The 18,458-nt window shown below is 63.4% G+C and carries 19 protein-coding genes; 11 read left to right on the plus strand and 8 right to left on the minus strand.

Annotation, left to right across the window (positions count from 1 at the left end):
- The first annotated feature begins 1 nt into the window (after window position 1).
- Window positions 2-361 (plus strand): dihydroneopterin aldolase, encoded by a 360-nt coding sequence (gene folB / locus AC1D1B_RS17555; protein ID WP_112395424.1) that lies wholly within the window; start codon window positions 2-4, stop codon window positions 359-361.
- A complete protein-coding gene (folK, locus tag AC1D1B_RS17560) occupies window positions 345-857 on the plus strand; it encodes a 2-amino-4-hydroxy-6-hydroxymethyldihydropteridine diphosphokinase (RefSeq protein WP_477333725.1) in 513 nt (170 codons plus the stop codon). The genes folB and folK overlap by 17 nt, the downstream gene beginning before the upstream one ends.
- Here folK and AC1D1B_RS17565 read toward each other — a convergent pair.
- Together AC1D1B_RS17565 and AC1D1B_RS17570 are read right to left on the minus strand one after the other, a co-directional pair.
- Window positions 854-1,402: a DUF924 family protein gene (locus AC1D1B_RS17565; RefSeq protein WP_477333726.1), complete on the minus strand. Its 549-nt coding sequence runs from the start codon at window positions 1,400-1,402 to the stop codon at window positions 854-856. The two genes, folK and AC1D1B_RS17565, sit on opposite strands and share 4 nt — an antisense overlap.
- Window positions 1,399-3,249 carry a monovalent cation:proton antiporter-2 (CPA2) family protein gene (locus AC1D1B_RS17570; protein ID WP_477333727.1) on the minus strand — a complete coding sequence of 617 codons (1,851 nt, stop codon included), beginning with the start codon at window positions 3,247-3,249 and terminating at the stop codon, window positions 1,399-1,401. The genes AC1D1B_RS17565 and AC1D1B_RS17570 overlap by 4 nt, the downstream gene beginning before the upstream one ends.
- 161 nt (window positions 3,250-3,410) lie before the next feature.
- Between AC1D1B_RS17570 and AC1D1B_RS17575 the strand changes: the two genes are divergently transcribed.
- The 3 genes from AC1D1B_RS17575 to AC1D1B_RS17585 all read left to right on the plus strand — a co-directional run bounded on the left by AC1D1B_RS17575 (window position 3,411) and on the right by AC1D1B_RS17585 (window position 6,115).
- Window positions 3,411-4,400 (plus strand): AraC family transcriptional regulator, encoded by a 990-nt coding sequence (locus AC1D1B_RS17575; RefSeq protein WP_477333916.1) that lies wholly within the window; start codon window positions 3,411-3,413, stop codon window positions 4,398-4,400.
- A gap of 59 nt (window positions 4,401-4,459) precedes the next feature.
- Complete coding sequence (locus tag AC1D1B_RS17580; RefSeq protein ID WP_477333728.1) at window positions 4,460-5,668, plus strand: MFS transporter; 1,209 nt, start codon at window positions 4,460-4,462, stop codon at window positions 5,666-5,668.
- Between the two features lie 180 nt (window positions 5,669-5,848).
- Window positions 5,849-6,115: a hypothetical protein gene (locus AC1D1B_RS17585; protein WP_477268654.1), complete on the plus strand. Its 267-nt coding sequence runs from the start codon at window positions 5,849-5,851 to the stop codon at window positions 6,113-6,115.
- 78 nt (window positions 6,116-6,193) lie between these two features.
- On the opposite strand, the gene AC1D1B_RS17590 is transcribed toward AC1D1B_RS17585, so the two are convergent.
- The 4 genes from AC1D1B_RS17590 to AC1D1B_RS17605 all read right to left on the minus strand — a co-directional run bounded on the left by AC1D1B_RS17590 (window position 6,194) and on the right by AC1D1B_RS17605 (window position 9,953).
- Entirely contained in the window at window positions 6,194-6,742 is a 549-nt protein-coding gene (locus tag AC1D1B_RS17590; RefSeq protein ID WP_477333729.1) for a hypothetical protein, read from the minus strand.
- A gap of 82 nt (window positions 6,743-6,824) precedes the next feature.
- Entirely contained in the window at window positions 6,825-7,889 is a 1,065-nt protein-coding gene (locus AC1D1B_RS17595) for a YcjF family protein (RefSeq protein ID WP_477333730.1), read from the minus strand.
- The gene (locus AC1D1B_RS17600; RefSeq protein WP_477333731.1) at window positions 7,886-9,364 is read right to left on the minus strand and encodes a YcjX family GTP-binding protein; all 1,479 of its coding nucleotides are present in this window, start codon (window positions 9,362-9,364) and stop codon (window positions 7,886-7,888) included. Before AC1D1B_RS17600 ends, AC1D1B_RS17595 begins: the two co-directional genes overlap by 4 nt.
- Before the next feature lie 85 nt (window positions 9,365-9,449).
- Window positions 9,450-9,953, minus strand: a complete 504-nt coding sequence (locus tag AC1D1B_RS17605) for a SixA phosphatase family protein (RefSeq protein ID WP_477333732.1) — start codon at window positions 9,951-9,953, stop codon at window positions 9,450-9,452.
- A gap of 244 nt (window positions 9,954-10,197) precedes the next feature.
- On the opposite strand from AC1D1B_RS17605, the gene dksA reads away from it, so the two are divergent.
- On the plus strand, window positions 10,198-10,614 hold the full coding sequence (gene dksA, locus AC1D1B_RS17610) for an RNA polymerase-binding protein DksA (protein WP_112395407.1): 417 nt from the start codon (window positions 10,198-10,200) through the stop codon (window positions 10,612-10,614).
- A 241-nt stretch (window positions 10,615-10,855) separates the two neighbouring features.
- Here the strand turns inward: dksA and AC1D1B_RS17615 are convergent, their stop codons facing one another.
- Window positions 10,856-11,569 carry a hypothetical protein gene (locus tag AC1D1B_RS17615; RefSeq protein ID WP_477333733.1) on the minus strand — a complete coding sequence of 238 codons (714 nt, stop codon included), beginning with the start codon at window positions 11,567-11,569 and terminating at the stop codon, window positions 10,856-10,858.
- A 215-nt stretch (window positions 11,570-11,784) separates the two neighbouring features.
- Here AC1D1B_RS17615 and cckA point away from each other — a divergent pair, with 215 nt between their 5' ends.
- Window positions 11,785-14,358 carry a cell cycle histidine kinase CckA gene (cckA, locus tag AC1D1B_RS17620; RefSeq protein WP_477333734.1) on the plus strand — a complete coding sequence of 858 codons (2,574 nt, stop codon included), beginning with the start codon at window positions 11,785-11,787 and terminating at the stop codon, window positions 14,356-14,358.
- 173 nt (window positions 14,359-14,531) lie between these two features.
- Window positions 14,532-15,242, plus strand: a complete 711-nt coding sequence (locus tag AC1D1B_RS17625) for a purine-nucleoside phosphorylase (RefSeq protein ID WP_477333735.1) — start codon at window positions 14,532-14,534, stop codon at window positions 15,240-15,242.
- A gap of 3 nt (window positions 15,243-15,245) precedes the next feature.
- On the opposite strand, the gene AC1D1B_RS17630 is transcribed toward AC1D1B_RS17625, so the two are convergent.
- Window positions 15,246-15,548, minus strand: a complete 303-nt coding sequence (locus AC1D1B_RS17630) for a ribbon-helix-helix domain-containing protein (RefSeq protein WP_181057146.1) — start codon at window positions 15,546-15,548, stop codon at window positions 15,246-15,248.
- Window positions 15,549-15,769: 221 nt separating this feature from the next.
- Here AC1D1B_RS17630 and AC1D1B_RS17635 point away from each other — a divergent pair, with 221 nt between their 5' ends.
- From AC1D1B_RS17635 to AC1D1B_RS17645, 3 genes are all read left to right on the plus strand, one after another.
- Window positions 15,770-16,165: a VOC family protein gene (locus AC1D1B_RS17635; protein ID WP_477333736.1), complete on the plus strand. Its 396-nt coding sequence runs from the start codon at window positions 15,770-15,772 to the stop codon at window positions 16,163-16,165.
- An 82-nt stretch (window positions 16,166-16,247) separates the two neighbouring features.
- Window positions 16,248-16,778, plus strand: a complete 531-nt coding sequence (locus AC1D1B_RS17640) for a gluconate 2-dehydrogenase subunit 3 family protein (RefSeq protein ID WP_477333737.1) — start codon at window positions 16,248-16,250, stop codon at window positions 16,776-16,778.
- Window positions 16,779-16,827: 49 nt separating this feature from the next.
- Window positions 16,828-18,399 (plus strand): GMC family oxidoreductase, encoded by a 1,572-nt coding sequence (locus tag AC1D1B_RS17645; protein ID WP_477333738.1) that lies wholly within the window; start codon window positions 16,828-16,830, stop codon window positions 18,397-18,399.
- Window positions 18,400-18,458 lie beyond the last annotated feature (59 nt).

Here is an 18,458-nt window from a genome sequence, read left to right on the forward strand (position 1 = left end):
AATGTATGTCATCCGTATGAAGAACTGCGCCTTCTTTGCCCGGCACGGCGTGCTGGACGAGGAGGAGGCGCTTGGCCAGCGTTTCTATGTCGATGCCGAGTTGACGGTCGAGCCCAGCCGTCCGCTGGAGGATGATTCCATCGAGGACACCGTCAATTACGGCATCGCCTTCACGGTGATTGAAAAGATCGTCACGGGACATCGCCGTTTCCTGATCGAGGCGCTGGCGCTCGAAGTGGCGAAGGCGCTGACGGCGCGGTTTCCGCAGATCAGGAAGGCCGAGATCACCGTGCGCAAGCCGAACGCGCCGGTGCCCGGCGTGCTCGATTATGTCGAGGTGACCGTTGTCTGGCCCGAATAACACGGTCTATCTCAGCCTTGGCGGGAATCTCGGCGATCCGGCGGCCTCGATGGCCACGGCGCTGCGCTTGCTGGATGCCGACGAGAGCACGCGCGTCATCGCCGTCTCCTCGCTCTACCGCACGCAGCCCTGGGGCAAGCTCGACCAGCCGGATTTTCTCAACGCGGCGGCCGAAATCTCGACCGCGCTGGCGCCAAGGGCGCTGCTCGACCTCTGCCTCGAGGCCGAGCGCAAGCTGAAGCGGGTGCGCGAGGAGCGCTGGGGGCCGCGCCTGATCGACATCGACATATTGGTGTTCGGCGACCGCATCATCCACGAAACCGGACTGGAAGTGCCGCATCCCCGGATGCTGGAGCGCGCCTTCGTCCTGGCGCCCCTGGCCGAGATCGCGCCGGAGCTGGCAGTTGGCGGCCGCAGCGTGAGCAAGCGGCTCAGCGCTGTCGATACTTCAGGGATTGAGCGGCTGTCGTCCGGCCGCGACTGGTGGCTGAGCTAACCGGAGAAGCCGCCGCCGTCGAGAAAGGCCTGTTCGTGCGCCGACGTCTCGCGGCCAAGCATCTTGTTTCGATGCGGAAAGCGGCCGAAGCGCTCGATGATGTCGCGGTGCTCGACCGCGTATTTTATATACTCCGGCGCGCTGGCGGTGGTGAGCTCGACCGATCTGTCCTGATCAGCGGGCGATTCCGAATGTTCGTAGGGCAAATACAGGAAGACGCGCAGGTCCTCTTCCAGCGCCAGGTCATGGCCGGCGGCGATCGCCCCGGCGGCAAAATGCCTTGCCAGCGGATCGGTGGCGTACATGTGGCCGCTGCCGCGAAAGCAGTTGCGCGGAAACTGGTCGAGCAGGATCATCAGCGCCAGCGAACCCTCGGCATGCTCCGACCAGGCATCGCACTCGCGCCGCGCGGCCGCATAATGCAGGTCGAGGAACCGGCTGCGAAAATCCGCGTCGAAAGCGTCGTTCTTTTCGAACCACGCATCCTCGCCTGCCTCGCGCCAGAATTTTGTGACGGCGAGTGCGCGCTCATCCAATGCGGTCATCTGCCTTCCTCTGGCTGGGCGGGTTCGGATTTGTTCAACACACCGGCGGTTTCTTCATTCAGCGCTTGGCCGGGTCGACGCGGCGGGGCGAGCGGCGTCGGTATAGGCGTGCCGATATTGCCCCTGAGGAAGCGCCGGCCAGCCCGTATGCCTTCAGCCAGCTGCGTCTCGAAGCGGTCGTTGTCGCGGCGCCGAACATCCTCGATGACGTCGGCGACGTCGTCCGGTTCGACGCCAAGCGCTTCAAGCGCCGAGCCGCCGAAGACGAGAGCCGATTCGAAGGTTTCGCGCAGCTGGAAATCCACGCCGACGCGAATGAGCGACAGCGCGGTGCCGCGATCGTAGGCGCGCGCCAGAACGGTCAGCAGCGGGAACTCCGCCTTGACCAGTTCGGCAATGCGAACGGCAGCGTCCGCCTTGTCGACGCAAATCAGCACGGCACGCGCGCGGCCAGCACCGGCGGCGCGCAAAATGTCGAGCCGCGTGCCGTCGCCATAATAGACCTTGAAGCCGAAATCGGCGGCCGCCTGGATCATTTCGACATCATTGTCGATGATCGACACGTCGATCCCGCGCAACAAAAGCGGCTGGCTGGCGATCTGGCCGAAGCGGCCGAAGCCGATGACCAGAACACTGCCGGTCAGCCCCTCGGCGACGTCGACGCCTTCCAGCGACTGCTCGTCGCGCGGCGTCAGATATTTGAGCGCAATGATCGCCAGCGGCGTCAGCACCATGGAGATGATGATGATTGCGGTGAGCGTGGCGTTGGCCCGGCTGTCGATGATGCCGACTGCCGCTGCCGCCGAATAGAGCACGAAGGCGAATTCGCCGCCCTGCGCCATGAACACGGCGCGCTCCAGCGCTTCGCGGTGACCGCTCTTCAGCACGCGGGCGACAAGGTAGATGCCGAGCGCTTTCATCACCATGTAGGCGACGACATAGATGGCGACGAGCCGCCAGTTGTCGACCACCACATGCAGGTCGAGCGACATGCCGACGGCGAGGAAGAACAGGCCGAGCAGGACGCCGCGGAACGGTTCGATGTCGGCTTCCAGCTGGTGGCGGAAGGTCGATTCGGACAGAAGCACCCCGGCGAGGAACGCGCCCATCGCCATCGACAGGCCGGACAGCTGCATGACAAGCGCCGACCCCAGCACGACCAGAAGCGCCGCCGCCGTCATCACTTCGCGCGCCTTGGCGTCGGCCAGGATGCGGAAGAACGGATTGAGCAGATAGCGGCCGGCGACCACCAGCCCGACAATGGCGCCAAGGCCGATGCCGACCTCCGTCAGCCTTTGCTGCAGGGTCATCTCGGCACCGCCCGGCGCCAGGAAGGCGACCAGCGCCAGAAGCGGCACGATCGCCAGATCCTCGAGCAGCAGGATGGACACGATGCGCTGGCCCTTCGGGCTGGCCATCTCGCCGCGCTCTTCCAGCAATTGCATGACGATCGCCGTCGAGGTCAGCACGAAGCCGGCGCCGGCGACGAAGGATTGCGCGATCGGAAAGCCGCCCGCTAATCCAACGAGGGTCAGAAGCACCGCGCAAACGCCGACCTGCAGGGCGCCGAGTCCAAAAATTTCGCGCCGCAGGCCCCACAGCCGCGACGGCTGCATTTCCAGCCCGATGATGAACAGGAACATGACGACGCCGAGTTCGGCGACATGCAGGATGGCTTCCGATTCGGAAAAGATGCGTATGCCGAACGGGCCGATAGCCACGCCGGCGGCGAGATAGCCGAGGATCGAGCCCAGCCCCATGCGTTTGAAGATCGGAACGGCGACGACGCCTGCGGCAAGCAGCGCCACCACCTGAATGAGATCGCTGCCCGATGCTTCCGCTGCCATGCCTCTTGTCCCTCTGTCTCGCAGCACTCCTTGCATGCACTGGGAGCGGGAGGCAAGGGCGGGAAGCCTGCCAAGACGGGTAGGGTGCCGTGGCAGCGATTCCCTCGGTGGAACAACGGTCCGCGCTTGCCCACCGGACGTTCGGCATCTATATCTGCCAAATGCCTGACCATTCGTCCCGGACGTCTTCACCGCCACACATCCCGATGGATGCCCTCAGCGAAGTTTTGCAAGACTTTCGCTTGAGTGGCGTCAACTATGGCCGCTGCGAGCTCCGACATCCATGGAGCATAGACTTTCCGCAACAACCGCTGCTTCGGTTTCACTTTGTCGGCCAGGGTCCATGTTGGATTCATACCGAAGCCCAAGGCTGGCAGGAGTTGCGCGATGGCGATCTGGTGCTGCTGCCGCAAGGCACCGCCCACCGGCTGGCGAGTGCGCCGGATGTTGCCGGCGACTCGCTCGAGGGTTGCCAGGTGATCAAGTTGGGGGGCAACGTCTGCGAAGTGGTAAGGCAGGGAACGGGCGCGACAAGCACCCTTTTCTGCGGCTCGATGGCCTTGGGCTCCTGTGCGCTCAACCCATTGATCACGTTGATGCCGCCTATCATCAAGGGTTGCGACGTGGCCGGCAATGACCCCGTCGTCGGTCCTTTGCTGGCGGCCATGACGGTGGAGGCCGCGCAACCGCAGATGGGCAGCGCCACCATCTTGTCGCGTATGGCGGACTTGCTGACTGCACGGCTTATCCGCTGCTGGGTCAATTGCAATGGGGCGTCGACCACCGGTTGGCTCGCAGCCATCCGCGACCCCCATATTGGCCGCGCTCTGGCAGCCATGCACCGGGATCCCGGCCATAACTGGACGCTGGGAAGCCTGGCCGGCGTGGCAGGCCAATCGCGCTCGATTTTCGCCGAGCGCTTCAGCGCTGTATTAGGCGAGGGTGCTGCACGCTATCTCGCCCGTCTACGTATGCAGCTCGCCCGCGAGTTGCTGGGGCAAAACGGCTTGTCGGTTGCCGAAGTCGCTACCCGTTTGGGCTATGATTCCGAGGCATCCTTCGCTCGTGCGTTTAAGCGCATCACCAATGTCTCGCCGGGCGTTGTGCGTCGCACAATTCCCGGACGAATAGATATGAATTTCGGATTTTAAGGTACATATCATCCGGCAGGACTCGTCTATGAAGATCTCCAAACTTTGGAGATCTTTCCGTGACTGACACAACATTAGAGCTTGAAGACGCCGCGATTGGCCTTGATGCGGATGGACCAGCCGCGTGGAGCGCAGCCACCTGGTTCGCGGTCATTTCATTGGCGGCCACCAGCTTTGCCCTGGTGTCAGCCGAATTCCTGCCGGCAGGTCTGTTGACGCCAATGGCACGCGATCTCGGCATCAGCGAGGGAACGGCCGGACAGGTCGTCACCGCCACCGCTTCGGTCGGCGCCGTGACGGCCATGTTGAGCAATGTTCTCATCGGCCGATTGAACCGCAAGGCGGTGCTGGTTGGCCTCATGGCCCTGGCGGTCGCCTCCAATATTCTTGCAGCGCTGGCGCCCAACTTCTGGCTGCTGTTGCTAGGCAGGGCCGGGCTGGGGATCGCTCTCAGCGCTTTCTGGGCACTTTCGGTTGCCGTCGTGGCGAGGCTGGTTGGCGCCAATGCGACAGGTCGAGGCATGGCTATCGTCACTCTCGGCGTCTCGCTCGCCACCATTGCCGCGCCGTCGATGGGTGCGTTGATCAGCGACTGGCTGGGGTGGCGCAGCGCCATGGCTATGACAGCGGGGCTGGCCGTGATTGCCATGCTGCTGCAGTTGCTTAGCCTGCCGACCTTGCCTGCAGCAGCAAGCAACAGCCTTGCCGACGTATTTCGGCTGACACGGCGGCGCGGCATTCAACTCGGCATGCTTGCCATTGTCTTGCTGATGACCGGGCATTTCGCCGGCTCGGTCTATGTGCGTCCCTTCCTCGAACACGTGACGCTCCTTGCAACCGGGCCAATTGCCCTGGCTCTGCTCGGATTTGGCATCGCCGCTGTGGTCGGCAATATTGCCGGCGGCCGCTTGGCCGACGCCAATATCCGCATGGCTCTCGTGGTGACTGCCGCGTTGATGGCGTTTGCGGCGCTCGCTTTGGTGCTTTGGGGCGTGCACATCGGCGCTGCCTTCGGCTTCGTAACGCTTTGGGGCCTCGCCTTCGGCATGGGGCCGGTGGTGCTGCCGACCAATCTGTCGCGTGCGGCACCTGATGCGCTGGAAGCGGCGGGCAGCCTGATGGTCGTCTCTTTCCAAATTGCCATCACGATCGGCGCGGTTGTCGGTGGCTATGTCGTGGACAACTACGGTGCCACGGCACCTTTGACCCTGACCGCCGTCCTTGCCGCATCGACAGCTGTGCTGGCGCTGCTACAGCCTCGCAGTTGAACCCTGCTTCAACAGACGCGGCGGCCTGACTCCGGGCCGCCGCGATGTTGCAGCCGCGTTACACAAGTTTATGCGGTGCGCGCGTTGCGTTTTGCCGCAATCGGCGGCTAAGGGACGCTCGGCTTCGGCCGTTGGAAGGCAGCGACGATCAAGTTCTGCCTTTTTGAGGAGATGACTGACATGAAGAAGTTTTTGCTTGTTGGCGTGGGTGTCGCCATGCTTGCCGCATCGGCCTGTTCCAAGGCGCCAGAATGCACGACCGAAATGCTGACCAAGAAGGCTCAGGATGTGACGACCGCCCTGCAGGAGGCGATCACCAAGGATCCGTCCAAGGCGGCCGATCTCACCGCCAAGGTCCAGGCGGTCACCACCAAATATTCCGGCGCCACCACGGCGGCCGAGGCCTGCAAGGCTTACGACGACGTGCTTGCCGCCATCAAGGGCTGAGCGAAGCGCTGATCTGGTTGCTTTGAAAGGAGGCGGTGGCCATTGGCTGCCGCCTTTTTTTACGTTTAGGACCGGTCTTCAGTTCTTCGCGATGGAGCCGACTTCGACCGCATCGACGCGCTTGAGGCTCATGCCGATGACCGGCACCAGCTGCTGGTCGACGCGCACGGCAATGGTAACCGTCATCGAATTGTCGTCGGGGATGCGGGCCTGCATGACACCGCGCAACTGGTTGCGGTTGATGGTGAAGACCACCTTGCGGGCATCCACGACATTGCCGCCGATGATGTCGAGGCCGGAGCCTGCGGCGCCGCCCATGAAGTTGCCCTTGTAGTCGCGTCCCTTGCGCTCGACGGTCGCCGACATTTTCTGCGTGAACACACCGACCCGGCAGTCGCCGTCGAGCGACATGCCCATCTTGTTGTCAGGCGTCGAGCCGTCGAAGCTGCAGGTGAATTTCGTACCCTTGTACTTGCCGGCGACGATCTCGCCCGGGCCGACCCATTTGCCTTCGACGGTGCGGAAGAACTGCTTGTCGGGTTCGGCTGAAGAGGCTTTCCCGGCCAGGCCCAAAGGTGCTGCAAGCGCGACCAAGGGCAGGACGCAGGACAAGATTACGCTTTTCATAGACGACACCCGGCAACAAGGAGGCTGTTGTTGGACGACCATGAAGAAGATTGGTTAATGCTTGGTGACCGCGAGAGGATGTTCACTTGGCCGAGGCGGGTGTTTCACTCTCTTTTTTGGTCGCAAACGAAGTCAGCGCCGACAGGAAATCGCCCATGCCTGGCCGCCTGGCGGCGATGAAGGGCAGCGGCCGCGCCGTCTCCATGGCAGCGATGCCGATGCGCGCCGTCATCATGCCGTTGACAACGCCTTCGCCGAGTTTCGCCGAAAGCCGCGCGGCAAGGCCGTGGCCGACGATCTGCTGGACAAAGCTGTCGCCGACGGCGATCGAGCCGGTCACCGCCAGATGGGCGAGAACGCTGCGCGCCAGCCGGAAAAAGCCCAGCGTGCCGGGCCGACCGCCGTAAAGCTCGGACAGGCGGCGGATCAGACGTCCGGCCTCGAACACGACATAGGCAACATCTACGAGCGCACGCGGGCTGACCGCTGTCACCAGCGACACGCGCTTGGCCGCTTCCAGGATCATCACCTTTGCCCTGGCGTCGAGCGGCCCGAGAATCTCGGTTTCGGCCAGCCGCACCAGATTGCCTCCATCGATGATTTCGCCGCGCAATTGGCTGAGCGAGCGCCTGCCTGCCGCGGTTTCGGGCTTCGCCGCGACAAAGGCCGAGAGCTCGTCTACGACGGCCCTTGCAGCCTTCGGATCGTCGCGCGCGACGGCATCGAGAGCCCGCTTCTGCAGTTTTTCGACCTCGGCCAGCCGGGCAATAGCCAGGAATTCGCGCACCAGCACGACCGCAAGCGCCAGCACGGCGATTGTAGCCATTCCGGCCGCCAGCCAGCCCAGCCACTCTGCGCGCTCGAAAAGTTCGCGAATGAGCTGGTCGGTCCACAGGCCGACGGCCAGCGAAACCAGCACGCCGACCGCGCCGAAAAACAGGCTGGCAAACAGCGAGCGCTTGCGCGGCGCGGTCGCCGGCGGCGGTTCGGCAGCAATGATGTCGGGTTCGTCGAAGACGTCGATCTCTGCCGGCACGACGACGGCGCGCGGCTTGCGCGTCGGCGGCGGCTCGGCATGGCTGCGCGCCTGCTTCGGTTCGGCCTCCGGCTCGATGCGGAATGCTGCCGGTCTGCGGGGCGCGGTCATGCCAGATGGTCTCCGATCAGGAACTGCAAGGCGCGGTCGAGCCTGATATGCGGCAGCGACAGCGTGACGCCCTCGGCGGTGCGTTCGAGCTTTGGCGGACGAAAGCGCACGAAACGGATCGCCGGATCGTCGCTGCTTTGCCGGTGGCCGGCTTCGGACACGTCGAACACTGCATCAATTTTCTCCGGCAAGTCTCCGGGAAATATAGCGGTTTCGGTTTTGCCATCGAAGGTTTCGCCATTGATCTTCTCACCCTTCAGCGGCGTACCGATGATCACCGGCAGCGTTTCACGGCCCTGCTTGACCGTGCCTTCGCGTGTCGCGCGCACAGCCGCCATGGCGACCACGTCGACATCGGCGCCAGTGAAATTCGCCCGCGCCACGGCCCGGTCGGCAAGCCGCCGCACGATCGCCTGCAGCCGGTCATGGCTTTCGTGATGCAGATGGTCGGCCTTGGTCGCGGCGACCAGAATGCGGTCGATGCGGCGTGAAAACAGGTCGGTGAGGAAATTGCCCCGACCCGGACGGAAACAGGACAGGATCTCGGTCACCGCGCGCTCGAGGTCGGCCATCGCGCCGGGGCCGGCATTCAGCGCCTGCATGGCGTCGATCAGCACGATCTGACGGTCGAGGCGGGTAATGTGTTCGCGAAAAAACGGCTTCACCACATGCGTCTTGTAAGCCTCGTAGCGCCGCTCCATCATCGCCTGCAACGAGCCGGGGCGCGGCCGCCTCTCGCCTTTGAGCAGCAGGGGCGCAAAGGTCAACGCCGGCGACCCCTCGAGGTCGCCAGGCATCAGGAAACGGCCGGGCGGCAAGGTCGACAGCGCTCGCTCGTCGAGCTTGCAGGCCTTGAGATAGGCGGCAAAGCTCTCGGCCAGCCGGCGCGCCATCATCTCGTCGGCGTCGGCATTGGGGTCGATCGTCGCCGCCAGCGCCCGCCAGTCCTGCGACAGGTCGACCCTCACCGGCAGCATCGCCATCTCGAAGGCTTCGCGCGAGAAATCGGCGAAGGATTTGCCGAGCAGCGGCAGGTCGAGCAGCCATTCGCCGGGGTAGTCGACGATGTCGACAGACAACCGGCCGCTGGAAAACATCCGGTTCCAGCCGGAGGCCGATTCGTATTCGATGGTGAGCCTGAGTTCGGAGATGGCGCGCGTCGAGTCCGGCCAGATGCGGTCGTTTACCAAGGCTGCGATGTGATCCTCATACTGAAAACGCGGCACCGCGTCATCCGGCTGTTCCTCGAGGAAGGCGCGCGCAATGCGTCCAGATTTCTGCGCCTCGAACAGCGGCAGGCGTCCACCATGGATCAGATTGTGGACGAGAGCCGAGATGAACACCGTCTTGCCGGCGCGGGACAGGCCGGTGACGCCGAGCCTCAGCGACGGCGAGAAAAGACCGCTTGCCCGCCCCGACAGCGTATCCAGGGCAATTCTCGCTTCGTCGGTGAATGTGGTCAGCGATGATGCCAAAATCTGTTCTCTCGGGCCTCGGTCCGCCCCGATATAGGCTTTGCATCAGCCATTTGAAATGGCGCCCGGGGATGGCCGGCTGTGCTCAGAGATCGGCGGGCGTCAGGAAGGCTTCGAGATAGCCCGCACCTTGCGCGGCCTCGGCAAGATTGCCGCTGAAGCGCACGACAGCGAGGCCCGAGGTCGGGAAACCATGGTTCATGATGGCCCGCGCCGCCTCGTCGCCGTCGCCCGAAACCGCCATGGCAAGGTCTTCCGTCATCGGATTGTGGCCGATGACCAGCAGCGAGCCCGGCCCGCCATTGCCGCGGATGATGGCAAGGTAGCCGGCGGCATCCTCACTGTAGAGCGTGTCGAAAAACAGCACCCGGCCGGTATCGGTGTGGCCGGCGATGCCCTCCAGCGTCTGGCGCGCCCGCTTGGCGTTGGAACAGAGTGTGATATCGGGAATGTAGTTGCGGGCACGCATGGCCGTCCCCATCATTTCGGCATCGGCAATGCCGGATGCGTCGAGCGGGCGGTCGAAGTCGCGCACGCCGGGCAGGGCCCATCCAGCCTTGGCATGCCGCAACAGATACAGTCTGCTCACCGGACCCCCATGGTGTGCTGCCCATCAAATGACACGATTGGATTAGCCACGAGAAAGGCCTGCCGCACAATGGGCGGCGGCACCCAAGCACAACGAATCATGTGCGAATTCGCCCGCGCCCTTGCTGTGGAAGGCTTTGCCCCCACGGCATTAACAATTGCGTGAAGCGCGCGCCGATTACGCTTGTGCAGCCTTCTCTGCGCGAATATATAGGCGCGAAATTTGGGGTTGTTGGGTGAGTCGAATGAACGATATCTCTACCGCCGATTACGTACCCTCCGAAGACGAGCCGTTCATGAACGAACGGCAGAAATCCTACTTTCGCCTGAAGCTCGTCACTTGGAAGAACGACATACTGCGCGAAGCGCGCGAAACTCTCGAAATCCTGCAGCAGGAAAACGCCAACCACCCCGATCTCGCCGATCGGGCTTCTTCGGAAACCGACCGCGCCATCGAACTTCGCGCCCGCGACCGCCAGCGCAAGCTCATTTCCAAGATCGATTCGGCGCTGCAGCGCATCGATGAAGGCACTTACGGCTATTGCGAAGAAACCGGAGAGCCGATTGCGCTGAAGCGTCTCGACGCGCGCCCGATCGCGACCCTGTCGATCGAAGCGCAGGAGCGCCACGAGCGCCGCGAGAAAGTTTATCGCGACGATTGAGCCGCAACTGCAGAGCAGAAATCTGAAAATGGCCGGGTTTCCTGGCCATTTTTGTTTTTGGGCTCGTGGCAAACGCTCATCTCTGAACGTCAAATTGGAATGTCAATTCGATTCTGTATTGGATACCGATCCAGCAAACAGGCGCGAAATCATCTCGCCAGTGCAAAATCAAGAGACAGGACAGTTCGTCGTTTCAGTGAAACGGTGAAACGTTCCAGGCCATCGGCCATTTCGATTCCCGCTATCGTTTCTGGCTGGCGAGTTCGCCGAGCAGCTTGGTCATCTCGTCGTCGAGAGACTGCGGCGGTTTCGCCGTCGGCTTGCTGGCATACGAATCGTCGAGAGAGACCTCGAGCTCCCGCATCAGCGTGTCGTCGATGGACTCGCGCTTCGGTGGCGGCGGGGCCTGCCTGGCGGTATTGGCGGCGGAGCCATAGGCCGGCAGCGGTGTCACATTGCTTGCCTGGTAGATTTGGGCTGGTTGTGGCGCCGGCGCGGGCTGGCGTGGCACAACGGAGGCCGGAGCAGCCCTTACCGGTTGCGGTGGTGGCGCCTGCCTTGCGGGTGCGACGGGCGCGGGTTGCGCCGCGCGCGGTCGTGGCGCCTGTTGCTGCTGGCCACCACCGCCGCCATCACCGGTCAATGCCGGACGGCGTGGCGCTGCCAGCCGGATGTCGCGCTCGACGACAACGTCGGTCGGGCCGCCGATCAAAATCAGGTGTTCAATATCGTCGCGACGGATGAGCACCAGCCGGCGGTGGCTGTCGACCGCCGTGGCGTCCATGACCGCCAGCCGTGTCTTGCGGTTCCTGCCGCCGGCAACGAAGGTGCCGAAGGTCAGGTTGCGGACCAGCCTGATGATGACGAGCACGATGACCAGCAGGACAAGGGCGGCAAACGTCCACAGCAGCGCCGCGGCATATCCAGGACCCGCCACGCTATCCAGCCACTGCATCGGTGCCCCCAAATCTGCTTTTGAAGTGGACGCGACACTAGACCGTTGCGACCGGCGACCGCAAGTTGCCTTTCACGCTTCATGAACAGCTTGAAACACCAGCACGTCATTTTTATCGGACATTTGCCGTCGGGGCCTTTTCCGGACTAGGAGAATGTGATTCAACCGGCCCAGGGGCAGGTGTCGGATATCAGGAATTCACGAGCAGGGGGCATATGGCCAGGGAAACGCGCGGCGATTTCTATCCGGTACCGATCGTCGACCAGAATACGCGGCCGGGCGCGGTTACCCGGCTCATCGTCTTCATCATCGTCCTGACCGGCGCCGCGGTCGTTTTCGGCCTTTTCCGCGAACGGCTCGGCGATCCCTTCCTGCTCGGCATGCTGGGCGTGCTTGCCATGATCGGCGTCGGCTTCCTGTTCGCCACGGCCATCGGCTTCGTGCAGATCGCGCCGCGTTCGACCGGCGACGAACTGTCGAAGGCCTTCGTCGATTCGATGTCGCAGGGCCTGATCGTCACCGACACCAAGGGCCGCGTTGTCTACGCCAACCGCGCCTATGCCGAGATGACCGGTGCTGCGTCGGCAACCGATCTGAAGACGGTCGAAGGCCTGCTTTCCGATGTTCCCGAAGCTTCGGTGACCATATACCGGCTGGCCTCGGGTCTGCGCGACGGCCAGGCTGGCGACGGCGAATTCCGGCTGGCGCAGTCGATCCGGCCCGGCGCCGAACCAGGCGCACGCTGGTACCGGGCGCGGGCCCGCACCTTCAGCGTTCCCGGCCAGCGTCTGCCCATGCTCGCCTGGCAACTTGCCGATATCTCGCAGGAACGGGCCGAGCAGGAGCGTTTCTTCCTCGACCTGCAGAAGGCCATCGATCACCTCGACCACGCGCCGGCCGGTTTCTTCTCGGCCGACCAGGAGGGCCGCGTCACTTACATCAACGCCACACTCGCCGAATGGCTGGGCATTGATCTGGCGAGCTTCACGCCTGGCGCGGTCACGCTGCAGGAAATCGTCGCCGGCGACGGCATGGCGCTGGTGCGCTCGGTCAAGGCTGATCCCGGCACCACCCGCAACGCCGTCATCGATCTCGATCTGACGACGACGACCGGCGAGGCGCTGCCGGTGCGCTTCATGCACCGCGTCTCGGCCAGCCGCGAGGGGACGAACGGTCCGACCCGCACGATCGTGCTCAACCGCACGCAAGGGGAGGACGCATCCGCCGACCTTCGGGCGTCGGAAGTGCGGTTCACCCGCTTCTTCAACTCGACGCCGATGGCGATTGCCGGCGTCGACGCCAGCGGCCGCATCCTGCGCACCAACGCGCCGTTCCTGTCGCTGTTTTCCTCCGTCGTCGATCGCGATGCCGTCGACCGCCGCGTGCGGCTGGATACGGTCATCCACGAGCGCGACCGTCCGGCCTTTGCCGCCGCCTTCGAGAAGGCGCGGCTGAGGCAGGCCGACATCGAGCCGATCGACACGCTGCTGCCCGGCAACGAGGAGCGCCACATCCGCTTCTACGTCAACGCGGTCGCCGACGGCACCGGCGGCGAAGGGGCGGAAGAATCGGCCATCGTCTATGCCGTCGACACCACGGAGCAGAAAGCGCTCGAGGGCCAGATGGCGCAAAGCCAGAAGATGCAGGCGGTCGGCCAGCTCGCCGGCGGCATCGCCCACGACTTCAACAATGTGCTGACCGCCATCATCATGGCGTCGGACCTTTTGCTGACCAATCACCGCCCGTCGGACCCGTCCTTCCCCGACATCATGAACATCAAGCAGAATGCCAACCGGGCGGCCTCGCTGGTGCGGCAGCTGCTCGCCTTCTCGCGCAAGCAGACGTTGCGGCCGGAAGTGCTGAACCTCACCGACGTGCTTGCCGATCTCAGGATGCTGCTTGCCCGCCTGGTCGGCAACGACATCAAGCTGAAGGTCGACCACGGCCGCGATCTGTGGCCAGTCAAGGTCGACATCGGCCAGTTCGAGCAAGTGGTGGTCAATCTGGCAGTGAACGCGCGCGACGCCATGCCGACCGGCGGCGACCTCACCGTGCGCACCCGGAACGTGACGGCCGAGGAATGCAAGAGCTTCTCCTACCGCGAACTCACGCCGGCCGACTATGTCGTGGTCGAGGTCGAGGACAGCGGCTCCGGCATCGCGCCGGACGTCCTGAAGAAGATTTTTGAACCCTTCTTCACCACCAAGGAAGTCGGCAAGGGCACCGGCCTTGGCCTGTCGATGGTCTACGGCATCATCAAGCAGACCGGCGGCTTCATCTACTGTGATTCCGAAGTCGGCAAGGGCTCGACCTTCCGTATCTTCCTGCCGCGCCATATCGCGGAAGTGAAGAAGCCGGGCGCGGCCGGCGAAGCTCCGGCGGCCCCGGTGAAAACTGCCGACACCGCCAAGGACCTGTCGGGCTCCGCGACGGTGCTCCTGGTCGAGGACGAGGATGCCGTGCGCATGGGCGGCTCGCGGGCGCTGACCTCGCGCGGCTACACCGTGCACGAGGCGTCCTCGGGCGTTGAGGCGCTGGAAGTCTTCGAAGCGCTCGGCGGTAAGGTCGATATCGTCGTGTCCGACGTGGTGATGCCGGAAATGGACGGGCCGACGCTGCTTGGCGAATTGCGCAAGCGCCAGCCCGACATCAAGTTCGTCTTCGTTTCGGGCTATGCCGAGGACGCTTTCGCCCGGAACCTGCCGCCCGATGCGCAATTCGGCTTCCTGCCGAAGCCGTTCTCGCTCAAGCAACTGGCCACTGTCGTCAAGGACGTGCTTGAATCCTGATGCATGTCGCTCAAAAGTGGCCCCGGTTTTGAGAAAACGACATGCATAAAACAAAAGCCTAAAGTGCGTCGCTAGCGACGCGCTTTAGGCCCCCCCTAATTCACCGCTTGCGCAATGACGTGACGCTGCCATGATTGCAGGCGAAACGGGCGGCGGGTTTTGGGGAGCATGTCGTGACGCCGCACAACGAGGCAGCCAAGGGTGACTATGCCGCAACCGTGCTGTTGCCGGGCGATCCGCAGCGCGCCGAGTGGATGGCAAAGACGTTTCTTGAAGCGCCGCGCTGCGTCAACCGCCGCCGGGGCGCGCTGGGCTTTACCGGCCTCTATCGCGGCCGGCCCATCAGCATCCAGGCCACCGGCATCGGTGTCCCGTCCTTCCTGATCTATGTGCATGAGCTCCTGGATTTCCACGGCGTCAAAACGCTGATCCGCACCGGCACCTGCGGTGGCCTGACCGCCGGCGTGCCGCTGCGCTCGGTCGTGATCTCGCAGTCGGTGCGCGCCGAAAGCGAGCGAAGCGGCCAGGTCTTCGGCCTCTACGATGCCGCCGCCGGGCCTGATCCCGGCCTGTTTGCCCACGCGTTGGCCTGCGCTGCTCAACTCGGCATCGACCATCAGGCAGGGCTGACCATCTGCAGCGATGTATTCTATCACCCGGAAGGGCGCGATCGATTCGCTGAAGCACAGGCGCTTGGCGCGCTTGCTGTCGACATGGAAACCAGCGCCCTTTATCGCATCGCGGCGCATTTCGGCGCCCGCGCCCTGTCGTTGCTGACTGTGGTCGACAACATCGTGACCGACGAACAGACTACCTATTCCGAGCGCCAGGCCCTATTCACCGACATGGCGCGGCTCGGGCTCGACGTTGCGGCCGAGGCATAAGCTTCAAGCGGCTTCGCGCTTCGGCGTCAGCTCATCCATATCCGGACGATGGCCGCGCAGATAAAGCGCGCAAGTGGTGCGCAGCATCGAGGCGAAGTTCGGGATCGCGCCGTTGATCTCGATCGCCTCGTCATAGAGTTTTGAGATGAATTTCGGCGTCGTCAGGCCCTGGCTGTCGGCAATCTCGTCAAGCAGCGCCCAGAATGTCGCTTCAAGCTGGATGCTCGTCGAATGGCCGTCGATGCGGATCGACCGGTTGATCTGTCGGTAGCCTTCCGGATCCTGCCCGGCAAAAACCCTGCACATTCCTACCTCCCGATATTGTTGGTTTTGGGCGCAGTGAGTCGCGCCTTCAAGCGTATATTTGTCCAGCCATTTTCGGCCCGAAAGCCGCAAACGGCAATCGGACTTTGGTCGCTAGGCGCAGGCATAGCAGCGATTGCAAATTTAGCCGTGGTAACCGGCTGCCACCACCTTTTATTAGCGCCGCCCATAATCGCCTCCAACATGCAGCGACGGAGACTGATTTGGCGAAAGCGATCCATTCCATGATCCGGGTCCTCGATGAGGCCCGATCCGTCGATTTCTACAGAAACGCTTTCGGGCTCGATATCGCCGACAGGCTGGATTTCGAGACATTCACGCTGATTTACCTCGCCAACGCCGAAACCGGGTTCGAACTCGAACTCACCGTGAACAAGGGCCGCGCCGAGCCTTATGGGCTTGGCGACGGTTACGGCCACCTGGCGGTCTCGGTCGCCGATCTCGACAGCGAGCACGACCGGATCGGCGCGCTCGGCCTCAACCCCAAGAAAATCGTCGAGTTCAATCGCGATGGGTCGCTGATCGCCCGCTTTTTCTTCATCGAGGACCCCGACGGCTACAAGATCGAGGTTCTGCAGCGTGGAGGGCGCTTCCAGTAGGGGATTATTCCGCCGCGTTCAGCCGCGCGACGCCAGCAACGGCGCTCTTCAAGGGCGCAAATAGCAAGCAGGGAGGAACAAAATGGTCACGATCTATGACGGAAAGCCTGGGCTCTCACGTCGTGAACTTCTCAAGCGCGGCGGCATCGGCGCGCTGCTCGTCATCTCCGGCAGTGCGGTCATCAGCCCCGAAAATGCCTGGGGTCTCGAGACATCGGCGCTCAAGCCCGAAACCATGGCGACGCTGATCCAGATGGCGCGCGACATCTATCCGCACGATCAGGTCCCGGACAAATACTACGCCATTGCCGTGAAAGGCCATGACGAGCAGGCCGGCAAGGACGCCGCCTACAAGACGATGATCGAAGACGGCATTGCCGACCTCGACAAGAAGTCGGGTGAGGGCGGCTATCGCGGCCTCGGCTGGGAGGAGCAGCGCGTCGCCGTGCTGCAGAAGATCGAGGCGACGCCGTTCTTCCAGTCCATCCGCGGCGGCCTCGTCGTCAGCCTCTACAACCAGCAGGAGGTGTGGCCGATCTTCGGCTACGAGGGCGAATCCTACTCCAAGGGCGGCTACATCGCGCGCGGTTTCGACGACATCGAGTGGCTTTGAGCCCTCCGTCGTTCTGAAACTCGCAAACAGGAATTCATGGGAGGAAACCATGGCAGCTTCATTTGATCTCAACAACGACGGCGTGGTCGTCATCATCGGCTCCGGCGCCGGCGGTGGCACGCTCGGCAACGAACTCGCCCAGAAAGGCGTCGATGTCGTCATCCTCGAGGCCGGCGCCCGCCACGAATATGAGGATTTCATCAACGACGAGTGGGCTTCCTTCAGCCAGCTCGCCTGGACGGACAAGCGCACGACCTCCGGCGACTGGCGGGTGTCGAAGGATTTCCCGAATTTGCCGGCCTGGATCGTCAAATCGGTCGGCGGTTCGACCACGCACTGGGCGGGCGCCTCGCTGCGTTTCCAGGAGCATGAGTTCAAGGCACTTACGAACTACGGCAAGGTTGACGGCGCCAACCTTCTGGACTGGCCAGTCACGCTGGCCGAGATGGAGCCCTATTACGCCAAGGCCGAAGCCAAGATGGGTGTCACCGGCACCAATGGCTGGCCGCGGCTGCCCGGCAACAACAATTTCAAGGTGCTGAAGGCCGGCGCCGACAAGCTCGGCTACAAGGAATGCCACACCGGCAACATGGCCATCAACTCGGTCGAGCGCGACGACCGCAATTCCTGCCAGCTGACCGGTTTCTGCTTCCAGGGCTGCAAATGGGGCGCCAAATGGTCGACGCTCTACACCGAAATCCCCAAGGGCGAGGCGACCGGCCATCTCGAAGTCCGGCCGAATGCCATGGCGATCAAGATCAACCACGATGCTTCAGGCAAGGTGACCGGCGTCGTCTATGCCGACAAGGACGGCAAGCTGCAGGAGCAGAAGGCCCGCATCGTCGCCGTCGCCGGCAACTCGATCGAAAGCCCGCGCCTGTTGCTCAATTCGGAGTCGTCCAAATTCCCGCACGGCCTCGCCAATTCGTCGGGGCAGGTGGGCAAGAACTACATGCGCCACACCACCGGCTCGGTCTATGCCATCTTCGACAAGCCGGTGCACATGTATCGCGGCACCACCATGGCCGGCATCATCCGCGACGAGGCGCGGCACGATCCCTCACGCGGCTTTGTCGGCGGCTACGAGTTCGAGACGCTGTCGCTCGGCCTGCCTTTCATGGCCGCCTTCCTCAATCCGGGCGGCTGGGGCCGTTCCTTCACCACGGCGCTCGACCACTATGATCACATGGCCGGCCTGTGGATCGTCGGCGAGGACATGCCGCGCGCGGAAAACCGCATCACCCTGCACAAGGACGAGAAGGATGCCCATGGCATGCCGATCGCCGACGTGCATTTCGATGATCACCCCAACGACACGGTGATGCGCAACCATGCCTACAAGCAGGCCACCGCACTTTACGACGCGGTCGGCGCAACGCGCTCCTTCCCGACGCCGCCCTATCCCTCGACCCACAATCTCGGCACCAACCGGATGAGCGAGAAGGCGGAAGACGGCGTCGTCAACAAACACGGCCAGGCGCACGACATCAAGAACCTGTTCGTGTCGGACGGCAGCCAGTTCACCACCGGGGCGGCGGAGAACCCGACGCTGACGATCGTGTCGCTGGCGATCCGCCAGGCCGAATACATCGCCTCGCAAATGTCGGCCAAGACGATCTAAGCCGACCAAAAACCGTCCTCCCGGACCTCAAGGCGGAACGCGCCAAGTCGCGTTCCGCC

This window comes from Mesorhizobium sp. P2_C5_2, from assembly GCF_056404535.1.

What these genes read in the sequence shown, in the direction of transcription:
- folB (WP_112395424.1), top strand. Translation starts at nt 2, where the DNA reads ATGTATGTCATCCGTATGAAGAACTGCGCCTTCTTTGCCCGGCACGGC.
- AC1D1B_RS17565 (WP_477333726.1), bottom strand. Translation starts at nt 1,402, where the DNA reads ATGACCGCATTGGATGAGCGCGCACTCGCCGTCACAAAATTCTGGCGC.
- AC1D1B_RS17570 (WP_477333727.1), bottom strand. Translation starts at nt 3,249, where the DNA reads ATGGCAGCGGAAGCATCGGGCAGCGATCTCATTCAGGTGGTGGCGCTG.
- AC1D1B_RS17575 (WP_477333916.1), top strand. Translation starts at nt 3,411, where the DNA reads ATGCCTGACCATTCGTCCCGGACGTCTTCACCGCCACACATCCCGATG.
- AC1D1B_RS17585 (WP_477268654.1), top strand. Translation starts at nt 5,849, where the DNA reads ATGAAGAAGTTTTTGCTTGTTGGCGTGGGTGTCGCCATGCTTGCCGCA.
- AC1D1B_RS17590 (WP_477333729.1), bottom strand. Translation starts at nt 6,742, where the DNA reads ATGAAAAGCGTAATCTTGTCCTGCGTCCTGCCCTTGGTCGCGCTTGCA.
- AC1D1B_RS17595 (WP_477333730.1), bottom strand. Translation starts at nt 7,889, where the DNA reads ATGACCGCGCCCCGCAGACCGGCAGCATTCCGCATCGAGCCGGAGGCC.
- dksA (WP_112395407.1), top strand. Translation starts at nt 10,198, where the DNA reads ATGAACGATATCTCTACCGCCGATTACGTACCCTCCGAAGACGAGCCG.
- AC1D1B_RS17615 (WP_477333733.1), bottom strand. Translation starts at nt 11,569, where the DNA reads ATGCAGTGGCTGGATAGCGTGGCGGGTCCTGGATATGCCGCGGCGCTG.
- cckA (WP_477333734.1), top strand. Translation starts at nt 11,785, where the DNA reads ATGGCCAGGGAAACGCGCGGCGATTTCTATCCGGTACCGATCGTCGAC.
- AC1D1B_RS17630 (WP_181057146.1), bottom strand. Translation starts at nt 15,548, where the DNA reads ATGTGCAGGGTTTTTGCCGGGCAGGATCCGGAAGGCTACCGACAGATC.
- AC1D1B_RS17640 (WP_477333737.1), top strand. Translation starts at nt 16,248, where the DNA reads ATGGTCACGATCTATGACGGAAAGCCTGGGCTCTCACGTCGTGAACTT.
- AC1D1B_RS17645 (WP_477333738.1), top strand. Translation starts at nt 16,828, where the DNA reads ATGGCAGCTTCATTTGATCTCAACAACGACGGCGTGGTCGTCATCATC.